This window comes from Halogeometricum borinquense DSM 11551 (genome assembly GCF_000172995.2).
GTDB lineage: Archaea > Halobacteriota > Halobacteria > Halobacteriales > Haloferacaceae > Halogeometricum > Halogeometricum borinquense.
Genome location: NC_014731.1, coordinates 280,811 through 295,103 on the forward strand (window position 1 = coordinate 280,811; position 14,293 = coordinate 295,103).

At 57.9% G+C, this 14,293-nt stretch carries 9 protein-coding genes; 5 read left to right on the top strand and 4 right to left on the bottom strand.

Features of this window, described 5'->3' with window-relative positions; translation table 11 throughout:
* Nucleotides 1-11 precede the first annotated feature (11 nt).
* Nucleotides 12-1,286, top strand: a complete 1,275-nt coding sequence (locus HBOR_RS17075; protein ID WP_006054556.1) for an MFS transporter — start codon at nt 12-14, stop codon at nt 1,284-1,286.
* Between the two features lie 124 nt (nt 1,287-1,410).
* Here HBOR_RS17075 and HBOR_RS17080 read toward each other — a convergent pair whose 3' ends face one another.
* The 4 genes from HBOR_RS17080 to HBOR_RS17095 form a co-directional block, all read right to left on the bottom strand.
* A complete protein-coding gene (locus tag HBOR_RS17080; protein ID WP_006054555.1) occupies nt 1,411-2,673 on the bottom strand; it encodes an alkyl sulfatase dimerization domain-containing protein in 1,263 nt (420 codons plus the stop codon).
* A gap of 293 nt (nt 2,674-2,966) precedes the next feature.
* A complete protein-coding gene (locus tag HBOR_RS17085; protein WP_449271613.1) occupies nt 2,967-3,662 on the bottom strand; it encodes a helix-turn-helix domain-containing protein in 696 nt (231 codons plus the stop codon).
* A gap of 68 nt (nt 3,663-3,730) precedes the next feature.
* On the bottom strand, nt 3,731-4,168 hold the full coding sequence (locus HBOR_RS17090) for a GtrA family protein (protein WP_006054553.1): 438 nt from the start codon (nt 4,166-4,168) through the stop codon (nt 3,731-3,733).
* Entirely contained in the window at nt 4,165-6,102 is a 1,938-nt protein-coding gene (locus HBOR_RS17095) for a flippase activity-associated protein Agl23 (RefSeq protein WP_013440783.1), read from the bottom strand. Before HBOR_RS17095 ends, HBOR_RS17090 begins: the two co-directional genes overlap by 4 nt.
* 1,633 nt (nt 6,103-7,735) lie before the next feature.
* On the opposite strand from HBOR_RS17095, the gene HBOR_RS17105 reads away from it, so the two are divergent.
* The 4 genes from HBOR_RS17105 to HBOR_RS17120 all read left to right on the top strand — a co-directional run bounded on the left by HBOR_RS17105 (nt 7,736) and on the right by HBOR_RS17120 (nt 14,211).
* Nucleotides 7,736-9,358: a glycosyl hydrolase family 18 protein gene (locus HBOR_RS17105; RefSeq protein ID WP_006054550.1), complete on the top strand. Its 1,623-nt coding sequence runs from the start codon at nt 7,736-7,738 to the stop codon at nt 9,356-9,358.
* 286 nt (nt 9,359-9,644) lie between these two features.
* Complete coding sequence (locus HBOR_RS17110) at nt 9,645-11,357, top strand: glycosyl hydrolase family 18 protein (RefSeq protein ID WP_006054549.1); 1,713 nt, start codon at nt 9,645-9,647, stop codon at nt 11,355-11,357.
* Nucleotides 11,354-12,793 carry a PKD domain-containing protein gene (locus HBOR_RS17115; protein ID WP_006054548.1) on the top strand — a complete coding sequence of 480 codons (1,440 nt, stop codon included), beginning with the start codon at nt 11,354-11,356 and terminating at the stop codon, nt 12,791-12,793. Before HBOR_RS17110 ends, HBOR_RS17115 begins: the two co-directional genes overlap by 4 nt.
* Nucleotides 12,790-14,211: a PKD domain-containing protein gene (locus HBOR_RS17120; protein ID WP_006054547.1), complete on the top strand. Its 1,422-nt coding sequence runs from the start codon at nt 12,790-12,792 to the stop codon at nt 14,209-14,211. Before HBOR_RS17115 ends, HBOR_RS17120 begins: the two co-directional genes overlap by 4 nt.
* Nucleotides 14,212-14,293: the final 82 nt, after the last annotated feature.

Consider the following 14,293-nt stretch of genomic DNA (forward strand, 5'->3'; position numbering starts at 1 on the left):
CGTGTCACTCTATGGCACATGTGAACCAGTCCGAGGGGGGTGTCCGCTATCGATGGGTTGTGCTCCTCGTTGCGTTCCTCGTACACATGACCAGTGTCACGCTCGTCTGGCAGGCCCTGTCTCCACTTAAGAAGCAAATGGCGGTGGATCTTGGAGTCCCCTGGCAGGACATTGCCGTCGTCTACGCCGCGATCAGCTTCGGCCTTGTTTTCACGCAGTTGCCGGGCGGCGCACTTGGTGATAAGTATTCCGTCCGGTACGCCGTCGGTCTCGGTGCCGTGTTGACAGGCGTCGCCACTGCCGTCCGGTTCGCGTTCCCGACTCTCACTGGTCAGATCGCGGTCAGTCTCCTAGCCACCGTCGGTATCGGCATCGTCAACCCGAACCTCATCAAAGTCGTCACCGAATGGTTCCCCTCTAGTCAGTTGGGTCTCGGTCAGGGGGTGCTTATGACCGGTAACACCCTCGGGATCGGTCTCGCACTCTCGCTGTCGGCGGGATTCCTTCTGACCACGATCGGAAGCTGGCAGAACGTGTTCGCACTCTACGGCGGTATCACGGCCGTGGTCGGCATCTTCTGGCTTCTGTTCGTCCGTTCGCCTCGCAAGGACGAGCGGCCGACGAACGTCGAGACAGGATTGCCGTTCACTTCGAGTGAGGGGGTTCCGTTTCGAGACTCGCTCCCGGCGGTACTGCGGTCGCCCTCGACGCCGTGGGCGATTTCTTTCGCTGCGCTCGCGTACTGGTCCGTGTTCGGGTCGCTTGCGGTCCTCCCTGAGTACGCCGACGCCCATGCATTCGCCGTCCCGGAATACGTACTGGGGGTGTCGCCGTTCGCCGGCACGGCGGGTGCGCTCTTGCTTCCCTTGCTGTCGGACCGATATACCCGAAGGCTCGGGCTGAATCTCGGCATCGTCGGCCTCGCGGCCGGAATCATCCTCACCGGGGTCGCACCGTCATTTCCGGTCTTCATTCTCGCGATGCTCGTCTCGGGGTCCTCCGGTGGCGGACTGGCGGCGATGTTCTACATCCTCCCGGGCGAACTCGCGGATATCGACCCTAATCACGTCGGCACTATGTCTGGCGTTCTCCTCTCGCTGGCGCAACTCGGAGCGGTCGTGGGTAGTATCATCGGCGCACAGGCGCTCTCGTCGTACGGGGTTGAGGTGTCCGTGATCGTGGTGGCCGGACCGTGTCTCCTCGGCTTGCTGATGATCCCGCGGCTCCACCTTGACGGGCGCGGGGAGGACCAACCGACGGCCACCGCGGTCGGTACCGACGACTGACGGGAGAATCGTCGAACACTACTCACATCTTCCGGGTCGGGGTTGCCGCAGGTAGTAAGACTCTGTGTCGTCGCCGTAGAACCGCCGTTCGGAAACGAAGGGCCGCTCCTTATTCACTATTCAGTCAGCGGAAGGGACGACCCTCATTCGCGTACTTCACTGACGATGCGAAGATGTTGGCTGACATCATGTCCTCTGTCGCCTCTGCGCGTGCTTCGTAGACATTCGCCACGGCTGTCTGGACGGCCTCGTTCTCGGGGTCGGCCTCCAGCGCGTAGTCGGCGAGGTGACAGGCGAGGCGTTCGTCGCCTTCGTCGATGAGAGCTTCCGCCCGTTCAGCGAGCGTTTCGGCGTCGCCCGCGAGGTCGGCGATCTCCTCGGCGACGGCGCCGCGGCCGGCGGGTTTGAGTTCGCTTGGGCGACCGGTCCACCAGCCGCCGTAGTAGCGGATGACGTTCCGCGCGATAAATTCGCCACAGTCGTACTCCGACTGGAGCCAGGATTCCTCGGGGTCGGGGAGATCGATCTCGCGGACGATGTCGACATGCGGCGGGGCACCGTCGTTGAGTCTTTCGATGGTCTGATCCACGATGGTGTCGAGGTACTCCGCATAGCGGAGCAACCGGTGTTCGGTCTTCTCGGGGTCGTTGACGATGGGTTCGCCGTGCCCCGGAAGAAGGGTCCCGGCGTTGAGGGCGGCCATCTCACGGAGTGCGTCCGCCCAATCCCACGGATAGCGCTGAACTTTTTGGGGGTTCCCCGCATTCGGCGCTGCTGCGGTGACGAGATCACCGGAACACAGTACATCTCGGTCGGGACAGTAGAGCCACGTGTGGTCGTCGGTCTCACCGCGGGCGTGGTGGATCTCGAAGGTGGTGTCGCCGACCGTGATCGTGATGTCGTCGCTGTACCACGTTGTTGGTGGGTAGTTCGGCCAGCAGAACATGTCGTCCTCCCAGAGGCTGTGATACTCCGCGGCCGCCGGGTCGGCGGAGAGCTGACGTCCATTGATGATCTTGTTGTACTCCTCTGTCCGCGCGTAGCGGTCGAACCGTCCGGCCATCGCTTCGTGCGCGATCACGTTCGGAGGCTCTTGTCCCTCGATAAGGAACTCATCAAGACCAAAGGCGTGGTCGGTGTGGCCGTGGGTGTAGATCGCCGTGTGGACCGGCGAATCAGTGTGTTCTCTGAGTGCCGTCGCCAGTTGTTGTGAGAGTTTGGAAAGCCCGGTATCGACCAGTACCAGTCCCTTTGCCGTATCGAATGCCGTCACGTTTGCGAACGACGTACACTGATAAGTGTCCTCAGCTACCTCGGTGATGTCGATCCCGCTGTCGAAGTTCTTGATGTCGAAAATACCGACCGCGTTCTCGGATTTCTGCGACATGCTACCGCCGTACGTGCGTGGGTCAATAGCACCTTCTGCTTGGTATGATGGGGTAGTATATAAGTCGTGGCCGGGCCGGCGGAGGTAGGCAGGGGATGGGTAGGGTTCAACACGCCCGTCCGGTCCCACCCATTCTTCGGAGTGCGTCTTCGCTTTGCTTCGAACCGGCGGGTCAAACCGTTCCGTTAGCGGAAGGGAATCCTCGTTCGCGTACACGGTTGCCGACGAGAAGATGTTGTACGCTGGCTACGCCGGATGCGGGGGGGAGTCAGTGCTGACGCGTCCCGAACGGGTCATTTCCAGATTGACTGGGTAGGGTGAGTTTCTGTATCCCCGGAAGCCGTGAATAGGTCCGAAATCAGGTTGTTCTCGATCCGCTGGAGAATTTCCTGGACGTTCGCCTGACTACACTCGAATTCCGCCGCAACGTCGTCGAGGGTGGCCTCCCGAGGTCGTCGGTAGTACCCGAGTTCGTAGGCTCTCCGAAGCACCTCTCGCTGGCGGTCGCTCAGTTTGCTGAGGCTGTCCTTTCTGCCCGGGTTGTGGGTTCCTACCCGCCCGACGGTCGTGTGGACGGAATCGGGGATTTGCTCGAACCCAGCGCTGATGTTCTCCTGAGGACCGATGATCGTAACTTCTACCCCTCCGTCCTCGTGCAGCAGTATTGGACTGTCGACGACGTAGCCGTACTCCTCCGGGAGTTGGAGTAGCCGCCTTGTGTCGCTCGACGGCTCAAAGTGGATGTACGCGGAGACGGATCCGTTGATCTTCGTCACCTCATGATCGGTCGCGGTCTTGTTGGCAGACAGGATCGCTCGAATCGCGTCGGCGTCACCTTTGAACTCGTACAGCATGACGGCCGTTCCGTCACGGAGGAGTTTCGCGGAGTGTATCATGACTGGCACTACTTCATCGTGGGCATGACACGTGTCTCCCAGTGATTGAAACCATCCATCTGAGTGCTTCAATCGGATGGTTGCGCACCACATGTGACTACAGAGGGGAAACAACCTCTTAAATCATGATTGTCCTTCGACAGTTGCCCTTGTGAGCGTTTTTAGTTTCCGAGAGCAACCTTCCACGTGAGCAGGCTCTCGAAAATATAGTTGAACACGAAGCCAACGCCGATTCCGGCCACGTTCGCAAAGAGATACCAGAGGCCGAATTCCTGGGTAAGAACCGCAAGCACTGCGATACCAACGCTAGCGCCGACTGCACGGACCAGATTCGAGCAGATAAACCGCCGGAGGATACTCCACCACCTTCCGGCGGTTGCCCCCGAGAAGGTCCACCGTTCGTTCAGCAGGAACATCGTCGTGATCGATGCTTCCTTGGCTATGACTGCGCCCATCACTGGTCCAAGCAGGCCGAACTCGACCAGGGCGGCGAGCGTCACGTTGTCGATAACAGCCCCGAGCGCTCCTACCGAGAGGAACCGCCAGAAATACTTGGGCGACAGTAATGTCCCGAGATCAATCTGTGGGAGCAGTTTCATTCGCTGTCTCCATCAGTTTTCACCGGGCTCGCCTGCCCTGAGAACAGCTCAGCGCGGGGAGGTGCCTTCGAACGCTCGATGAAGGCGTACACGACGCGGTTGCTGTTCTGATCCAGCGGTAGTTTCACTCCGACGTACCCTTCGAGTTGGGCGGCCAGTGTGTCACTGTGGCGCTTCGTGGTTATTACGACGGGCGCGTTCGGTGAACGGTCCTCGGGATTAACCAAGTTCTCTGTTTCTACACCATACTGTTCAGTGTACCACGGAAGCGGATTTCGGGCGAACCACCCTGCCGGTCCCGGCGGAGATTGTGCCTCGGATTCGTTCATACTGAGCCTCGATCCGACAAACACCACGTCGGTACCATCTCCGTTTGAGACTCGTCCTATCGTCGCCAACAGCGACGCCAGCGATTGTGGTGGCTGGCTCTGGTAGACGAGATGGCTACCGCCGCCGGGTGAGACATCCCCGTTGGTCGGGGATACGTAGTTGGTCTGGTAGTCGATGGCCGCGGCGTGGAGTCCGACAGACAGGAGGAGTAGAGCGGCCGCGACAACCGGGAACACAGCCTTGTTGCTGGAACTGAGCCGATTCGGAAGTGCCCGAATGCGAGGGAGGAACGCCGCTGCAAGGAGTAGTCCTCCCCCGAGTACGAGGGCGCCTTTCACTACGCTCGTGAGGGAACCAGATGCTGTGGCTGTTTGCAGAATCCCGCCGATAGCGATACCGAGTAGTCCGGCGATTACTCGCTGCTTCGACCCGAGGTCGGCGGCGGCCGCTCGGCCCCACCGGTAGGTTACCCCGACACCGATGGCCGCTGGCAGCGCCAGTGGCACGACGGCGTGGATTGTTGACCACGGGACCGGGAAGTTGTTGGCAAGTGGGTAGCCGACGATTGCCGAGATACCGACATAGAAGTTGAATGCGACGAGATCTGAGGGGCGGTCAGTGACGTACCGGTCGTAGAGGAATCCGACAACGCTGAACGAAACGATACCGGGCGCACCCTCGGCAAGAGTTCGAAGCGTATCCGTCAGATACGGGAGGTAGGCGTGATCCTGCATCCCGCCGCCCCAGAGTTCGATTGCACTGTTGAACGATCCGACAGTCGCCTCGCTGATTACGTCGGGCCAAAGGAGCGGATTTCGAAGGGCATCGTAGAACCCGACGCTACCTGCACCGGGCGCTCTGGGTGCATAGAAGAAGACGAACACAGCGAGCCAGAGAGCGCCAGCACCGATCAGATGGACTCCCCAGTGTCTGATGCTGTTCTGTAGCGTTTGCCATTGAGACTGAATCACACCTCGCCAGTCACTGCCGATGTCGCGGGCTCGGAGGAACCGATAATCAAGGAGAAGCACAGCTGCGCCGAGCCAGCTAGCGAGATAGAGTAACACGCTCTCTTTGGTTGTGAAAGCGAGCGCGCCGGTCACCGCGGCCGCGTAGGCGTATCGACGCTGGCCGGTATCGTACGCACGGACGATAAACCCGAGTGTGAAGAGGCTGAATGCGGCGAGCGGCAGATCGTACCGCATGAACCGCGAATAGTAGAGCAAGATTGGGTTCGCTGTAAGCAGAAGTGCGAACGCCAGCACTGTTGAATCGCGCAGATGGCGTCGAAAGAGCAGGGCGGCGATTGGGAGTATTCCGCCGAGCAACGCTACGACGAGGCGGGCGGAGAAGTCAGAGACTCCAATCGCGCCAAAGATTGCAGAGTTCACACGTATAAAGAACGGTCCGTGGACGATGGGCCGATACTGCCAGACGCCAGTCTCCATAAACTGGAGTATCCAGTACCCGACCCATCCCTCGTCGTACTGAAACACCCGAGTACCGAGACCGACTAACCGGAGTGCTGTTCCAACAAGGGCGATACCAACGACAGCTAGGGTAATAGCATCTACTCGGTCGAGGAGGGACCTGTTTTTTGACATGGTGGAGGGCGATAGCGAGATGTATTCGTTTCAGATATGTCTGGATAGTAATCGTATAAATGCTTTCTCCTAGAGCATTCCAGCGCACTGCGCAAGAATCTACTAACGTAGCACGACGATTCGATAGTCACGCTGTCGTACTCTCAGTGAGACTTCTCCGGAAACTCACCAGTGAAACGGGAAATCGATCATGGCTCCCACAGCGAAACCAATTCCCAGCGAAGGCGTCGAGGTGAGGGCTTGTTTGTTCGTCGCCCGAAAAACACCAGAGAGCAGTATCCCGACTGAGCAACCGAATAGAAGCCCGTGAATGACACTGTTTTTAGTTGTTACCGGTTCTGCTGTTGCTGTGACTTCGATGAGGATCAGGCTGGCAACCCCGAGTAGAAAGAGAGCACTGTCTCGCCGTATATTCCGCTCTTGCTTCTCAATCACACGTTGAACGTCGCAGAATGCTCGAATCAATTTTTCGTCTCCACACAACCGTTGATCCCTCTTTGACTGTCCTTCCTACACATTCTCTGTGTAGCATATTTTCTCGAAAATATTAGACTGGCTGTGGAATTCGGAGAACTGTATTCATAATGGGCCATCTCAACCACAAAAGTACTGATATATCTACAAATTCAGGGATGGGGGTGTAATTAGGTTACTGTATTTCATATATCAAGATATGTCTGTGTAATATGCTAATATAAAATGGAATGTGGGTTGGACGATGACCAACTTGATCACTGGGGCTTGATTACTGTGGATTATCGCAATCGTGGCGTATACGTCGAAAATGAGAGTCGACTGTTTCCACAATTTATGGGTGAACGGTCAGGTGTGCGCTCGGTGGTGACTCGTAATCCACTACCTCCATGTAGCAGAACTCACTGTCAAGCATTACAATAATATTGCTGTCACAGTATAAAATTCCAGTATAGATTCAAAATTACACTCGAGTTGGATTCGCCCCTGCAACGCTCTCGTTAGTTCGTCCCACTCGCTTTTAGGTTTTGTTTGGACGCACGTCTCTCTATCTCACCGTGTACAGCGCCGGGAAAGGGGATCTAAAGTTGCTCTCGGGGTGTGTTGTAGACTGGCCGTTCGGCGGTTGATGGTTCATCGCGGCTAGTGCTGACTGTACTTCATGAACCGGAGATCGGACAGGCGTCTGGGCCATTACACAGGTATGATTGTAATATGGTACCTCTTGACGAGCCTGATCGTTCTCTGAGAGTAAGACAACCGGAACTTCTCTTTGATTTCGTAATACGAACGAATTGCTGCCAGTTCAGTAGTTATCAGTTGGATCCACACTGTTTTGCCAAGACTGTTTCTGACACTCAAAATCGGGGATATCTGGAAGTATATCGCTTTTATCTCGCGTTTTAGGTTTTGCTGTCGTGACAAACAGCGATACCAATCTGTTACTATTACGAAATCCGCTATGGGCTGGGACGAGTCAGATGTTCATATCAACCAAGCCGTAGCTGATTCCACGAGGTGAATTCAGGACACTATAGATATATGATATATAATATATTTGGCCATAGGATTATTATGCCATGTATGACAATGGCACTACAGGATACGTTCGGCAATACTGCACACACGAGTGCAGTCGTCGAAAACGGTCCGATCAAGCATGAAACAGAGTAGACGAGACTACCTACGGAACACGTCGGCCCTGTTTGCACTCCTCGGTGGTGCGGGCACGGCCGCAGCAGCAGAGACTCTCCCTAAATGGGACCCCGAAGCAACCTACACCGGCGGCGACCGCGTCACCCACGACGGCTATATTTGGGAGGCCAAGTGGTGGACGAGAGGGACCGAACCGACCACCGACGCGAGCGTCTGGAAGCAGATCAAGCCGGTTGACGACGGTGGAGACGGTCCGAAAGCGTCGTTCACCGTGAGTGACCTCGTGATCAACCCCGGTGAAACAGTCGAATTCGATGCGAGTGGGTCCGGAGATACCGCTACCCAGTTCGATTGGGATTTCGGTGACGGAACGACTGGCTCCGGCGAAGTTGTCTCCCATACATACGAATCAGCGGGCGAGTACACGGTCACGCTGACTGTCACGGACGACTCCGGTGCGACCGGTTCGACGACGAAAGTCGTCACTGCGAGTGACGGCGGCATGCCGACGGACAAGCGCGTCGTCGGCTACTACATGCAGTGGGCACAGTGGGATCGCGAGTACACCCCCGGTGACATCCCGCTGGACAAGGTTACACACGTCAACTACGCGTTCCTGACCGTAAAGCAAGACGGGTCAGTTGCGTACATCAACGAGAACGCGGCGATGCGGGTCCTCAAGCCCGAATCGTGGCACGACCACAAAGGATTCAACGAACTCGTTGACGACCCGACGACCAAGTTCCTGTTCTCCATCGGCGGTTGGAACGACTCGAAATACTTCTCGAACGCGGCCGAAACCGAAGCAAGCCGACAGCGCTTTGCGAAGACTGCCGTCGAGATCATGCGAGAACACAACTTCGACGGCCTCGACATCGACTGGGAGTATCCCGGCGGTGGCGGAAAATCCGGGAACATCGTCCGCGACGGCGACAAAAAGCGCTACTCCGACCTGCTGGCTGCGGTTCGGGCCGAACTCGATGCTGCTGAAGAAGAGGACGGGCAGGAGTACCTGCTGACGACTGCGCTGTCTGCCGACCCGAAGAAAAACGAAGGCCTTGATCACCAGCGTAACACTGGTCTGCTCGACTTCGTGAACGTCATGACGTACGACTTCCACGGAGCGTTCGACGACTACACGAACCACCAGAGTCCGCTGTACTTCAAGGAGAACGATCCGTCCCCGCGGGCGGAAGACTTCAATGTCGATGCCGCGATGACCTACTGGGCGAACACCGCATTCGACAGCTCACAGCTCTCGATGGGGCTTCCGTTCTACGGTCGGAGCTTCGGGAACGTCGCCAGTAGTGATAACGGTGGCCTGTACCAGTCCTTCGAGGGGTCGCCCGACGGGACGTGGGGCCAGGACAACGGTATCATGGAGTTCTGGGATATCAACCAGAACCTCGAACCAAGCTCCGAGTACGAGTACTACTGGGACGATACGGCCAAAGTGCCGTGGATATACTCGGACAGCTCCGACGTACTCGTCAGCTACGACAATCCGAAGTCTATCGGCCTCAAAACGGACTACGCTGTCGATAACGACATCGGCGGGATGATGTTTTGGGCGTTCTCGGGCGATAAAAACGAAGTGCTACTCGACACGCTCCTCGAACATCTCTGAGGCACGCAGAAAAACAGCGAATACGCGGAGAGAGACTCGCAAACCCCCGCACAAACTGTGGCGCTCCCGTGGGATGGAGCGCCGAATAGCGGCTGTTAAATTCTTTTAAAATAAACTAAAACTTATCTGCCACAATATTTAATAATAACTGGTAAGTACAGACTCCGTCGCCAGCAAGTCGGTGAGGATGTGCAAATCGGGGGAGGCCACAGGGTTTCCGAGCAGCGCTCTCAAAAGAGAGCGATTTCGACCGAAGCACGACTCACTGACGAGGGCGGCAACACCCATGAGACAGAGCAGACGAAGCTACCTACGGAATACGTCAGCCCTGCTCGCACTCCTTTCGGGGGCGAGCGCAACCGCATCGGCAGCAGAAACACCGCCAGCGTGGGAACCCGACGTTGCGTACACGGGTGGAGACCGGGTCACTCACGACGGTTATATTTGGGAGGCCAAGTGGTGGACGAAAGGCGACGAACCAACCACCGACGCCAACATGTGGAAGCAAATCGGAGAGGCCGGCGGTGGAGGCGGCCTCAAGGCGTCGTTCACTGTGAGCGACTCCTACGTCGAGCCGGGTGTCGAGGTCGCGTTCGACGCAAGCGGGTCCAGTGGAAGCCCAACGAGTTACCAGTGGGACTTCGGCGACGGAACGACCGGCTCCGGAAAAACCACGTCGCATACCTACGAGTCGGAACAGGAGTATACGGTCACGCTCACCGTCGAAAACGAGGACGGAAGTGACACGACATCGAGACAACTCACCGTCTCGCAGAATGCGCCGTCGGACGAGTTTAGCGTCGTCGGTTACTATCCGAGTTGGAAGGGCAACGAGGACTATCAGTACTATCCTGAGGACATACCCTTCGATAAGGTAACAGACGTACTGTACGCGTTCCTCAACGTCAAGTCGGACGGCAGTGTGGTTATTCCGGACAGCAATGTCGATCACGAGGGCCTGCTCCAGTCGTTTGCCGACCTCAAGCAGGGTCCAGCGTCGGATACGACGCTCAAACTCTCCATCGGTGGCTGGGCACTTTCACCCGGCTTCGAAGACGCCGCTGCGACCGAGGAGAACCGGACGAGATTCGCGGAGACCGCAGTCGCGCTCATGCAGAAGTACGACTTCGACGGCATTGACATCGACTGGGAGCACCCCGGTCCGAACAGGGGGATCTGCGAGTGCGGAAGTCAGAAAGGCCCGGCGCACCACGTCAAACTCCTCAAAGCTGTTCGGGATAAACTCGACGCTGTCGAGGAAGAAGACGGGCGGACGTACTACCTCTCGGTCGCAAACGGCGGCTCTGATTGGAACGCCGCGCTCGTCAAGCACCGCGAGGTCGAACGCGTCGTCGATGAAATCTACATGATGGCGTACGATTTCACCGGCGTCTGGCACCAGACAGCCGGCCTGAACGCGCCCATCTACGGTACTCCGAAGGACTACCCGCCGGATGGTGACGCCCAGCAGTACACCGTCGAAACGACGCTCGAAATCTGGAAAGAGCAGGGATACTGGGTCGATTGGATGCAGTGGGAAGATTACGGAGAACCGGTCGAAGACCCCGCGAGTCTCGTCCTCGGACTCCCGTTCTACGGCCGTGGCTGTAAGGTCGAAAACGGGATTTGGGACACCTTCTCGCTAGCCGAGTGGCAACAGGGCGACCCGAAGCATCAAAACGAAGTTATCCCGCCGGGAACGTGGAATCACCTGCTCGGCCCCGACCAAGCCAATACCGGCGCGTTCGACTACGGCGACCTCGAAGAGAACTACGAGGGTGCAGACGGCTGGGAGAAGAACGTCAACGAGCAGGGTCAGGTACCGTGGCTCTGGAACGAAGAGAAGGGAATATTCATCAGTTACGACGACCCCGCATCCATCGAAGAGAAGGTCAAACTCGCCCAATCGGAAGGTCTCGGCGGCGTCATGTTCTGGGAACTATCACAGGACTACAACGGGACGCTTCTCGACGCTATCCACGGGCAGATAAACCAATGAAGCGGAATCGGCGCTCACTACTCCAGTCTCTGGCGGGACTCGCCGGAGTTTCCGGTCTTTCAGCGGTCGGCGTCCAGTCTGTGGCGGCCAGCGACCCGCCGCAGTGGGACCCCGATACGGTCTACACCGACGGCGACCGCGTCGTCCACGACGCCCACATTTGGGAAGCAAAGTGGTGGACGAAAGGCGACGAGCCGACCGCCGACGCCAACATGTGGAAGGGAATCGGACCGGCGGACGGTATCGGTGATTCACCGACGGCCGCGTTCGATCTGAGCGCCACGTTCGTCCAACCCGGAACTGAAATCACGTGTGACGCCAGCGCGTCAACCGGTGATCTGAGCAGCTACGAGTGGGATTTCGGTGATGGGACGACAAAGACCGAACTCACCACTTCCCACACGTACGACACGACCGGCGAGTACACTATCTCGTTGACCGTCACCGACGCCGACGGGAACACCGCCGACGCGACGCAGAAACTTACAGTCGATGCCGACGGTGTCCCATCGGCAAACTCCATTCCGGACAGCGTCTTTGCTCCGTACACCGATCTGATGCTGGAAGATCAGCGCTCGCTCGCGGCCAACGTCGAGGCGGCCGGAACGAAGTACTTCACGCTCGCGTTCGTCCTCGCCGATGGGGATAACGAACCTGCGTGGGCCGGAAGCCAGAAGGTCGGTGAACCGAGCAACTGGCTCGATGTCGGTACGCAACTCACCGAACTCAGAAACCAACACGGTGGTGAGGTAATCGTCTCCTTCGGCGGTCTCAACGGGACGTACCTCGCGGAAGCCATCACGAGCGCAAGCGAGTTGAAAGACGCCTACGCTACGGTGGTCGATACGTACGATCTCACGTTCATCGACTTCGACGAGGAGTCGCTTATCAGCCGCGACGAGGAGGGAATACGTCGCCGGAACGAAGCGCTGGTCATGTTGCAGGAAGAGTATCCCGACCTACGCGTGTCGTACACACTCCCAGTCATGCCGTCGGGGTTCCCCGATCACTCCTCGAACGACGTGCTGTACGTCCTCGAGGACGCCGTCTCGAAAGGCGTCGAACTCGAAGCTGTCAACCTTATGGCCATGGACTACGGCGCTGACATCAAGCCGAACGGCGAAAACGCAATCAGCGCGGCCGAGAACGTCCACACGCAACTCGGTGAGCTCTATCCCGACAAGTCAGCTTCCGAACGCTGGAGTATGATCGGACTCACACCGATGATCGGTGTCAACGACATCGGCGGGACGTTCTATCAAGAAGCTGCCCAGCAGGTGCGTGAGTTCGCACAGCAAAACGACCTCCGATGGCTATCGTTCTGGGAACTCGTCCGCGATAACGGTGAGGGAGACAAACTCTACGAGAGTACCCTCATCGAGCAGGAACCGTTCGAATTCTCGTCCATCTTCAATCCATTCACAACCCAACAATGACACAAGACCGTCGAAGCTACCTTCGGAACGTATCAGCACTCATCACGTCGGTTGCTGGCGTGAGCGCAGCATCAACTACGGTATCGGCCGAATCGCCGCCAAAATGGGACGAAACCACGCTGTATCAGAAAGGCGACCGAGTTACCCACGAGGGCTACATCTGGGAAGCCGATATCGCCTCACGAAACGCCGAACCGTCCACGGGGTCTGCCTACTGGACGAAAGTCGGTGACGACGGGGGCGGCGGTGGCGAGGACTTGACGGCGGCATTTACTGTCAGTGACTCCACCGTCACGCCGGGGACGTCAGTCTCGTTCGACGCCAGTGAATCCACTGGAACAATCGAGAGCTACGATTGGTCCTTCAGTGACGGCGCAAGCGCAACTGGCAAAACCGTCTCACACTCGTTCGCATCGACTGGTTCGTATATGGTCAAACTCACCGTCGCCGGAGCAGACGGTGGGACCGATACGACGGATAAGACCGTCACCGTCGAATCAGCGGACGACGGAGGCGAAACTCCAACAGGAAGCCTCCCGTCAAACGTCTTCGCACCGTACGACCACGTCTCGACGAACTCGACGACGGCACCGATAGACCACGCCGAAAAGGCGGGAACGAACTACTTCCATCTCGCCTTCGTCCTCGCAGGACCGGATGGGAAACCGGCGTGGGACGGCGATTCGAACCAACTCGTCGGTGACTCGTCTGTTGACGGCTATATCAACGACATTCACGATGCTGGCGGCGAGGCCATCATCGCCTTCGGTGGGGCGGCAGGTCCGTATCTCGCCGACGGAACCGACGACCCGGAAGTTCTTGCCGACCGCTTCGAGACGGTCGTCGATGCATACGATGCGACCCATCTGGACATCGACGAGGAGGCGTTCGCTATGAGTACAGTCAAGCGTCGAAACAAGGCGCTCGCAACGCTTCAGGAGCGACGCCCCGAGGTCAGCGTCTCATTCACCCTGCCGACATCAACGAAGGGGCTGACCGCACAGGGCAAAGACGTGCTTCAGGACGCCATCGACAAGGGAGTCACCATCGATACGGTGAACATCATGACGATGAACTACGGCTGGGTCGAACCGAGCGGTGACATCGTGACCAAGTCGGCCAGCAACCTTCACGACGATCTTGCCGACCTCTTCCCGGATAAATCGGCTGACGAACGCTGGAGTATGGTCGGAATCACACCGATGATTGGTGTGAATAACGTCGGCGGGAAGTTCACGCAATCCGATGCAAAGCAGGTTCTCACCTTCGCGCAGGACAACGACATCGGCCTACTGTCGTTCTGGTCTATCGACCGAGACAACGGGAACGGATCCGGGGAGGTATCGCCCACGAAGAGCGGCATCGAACAGGAACCGTACGAGTTCTCGTCCATCTTCAACCCGTTCACGAGCGAGTGAACTGGCCTGTCGCTAGCCGCTGACTCGCCGGAATCGGTTTCCGGCTGTCAGCCTCTCTCGTGTGGACGAAAACGACTCGTTC

Coding starts and splice junctions, on each gene's coding strand:
- HBOR_RS17075 (WP_006054556.1), top strand. CDS start 12: ATGGCACATGTGAACCAGTCCGAGGGGGGTGTCCGCTATCGATGGGTT.
- HBOR_RS17080 (WP_006054555.1), bottom strand. CDS start 2,673: ATGTCGCAGAAATCCGAGAACGCGGTCGGTATTTTCGACATCAAGAAC.
- HBOR_RS17085 (WP_449271613.1), bottom strand. CDS start 3,662: ATGTGGTGCGCAACCATCCGATTGAAGCACTCAGATGGATGGTTTCAA.
- HBOR_RS17090 (WP_006054553.1), bottom strand. CDS start 4,168: ATGAAACTGCTCCCACAGATTGATCTCGGGACATTACTGTCGCCCAAG.
- HBOR_RS17095 (WP_013440783.1), bottom strand. CDS start 6,102: ATGTCAAAAAACAGGTCCCTCCTCGACCGAGTAGATGCTATTACCCTA.
- HBOR_RS17105 (WP_006054550.1), top strand. CDS start 7,736: ATGAAACAGAGTAGACGAGACTACCTACGGAACACGTCGGCCCTGTTT.
- HBOR_RS17110 (WP_006054549.1), top strand. CDS start 9,645: ATGAGACAGAGCAGACGAAGCTACCTACGGAATACGTCAGCCCTGCTC.
- HBOR_RS17115 (WP_006054548.1), top strand. CDS start 11,354: ATGAAGCGGAATCGGCGCTCACTACTCCAGTCTCTGGCGGGACTCGCC.
- HBOR_RS17120 (WP_006054547.1), top strand. CDS start 12,790: ATGACACAAGACCGTCGAAGCTACCTTCGGAACGTATCAGCACTCATC.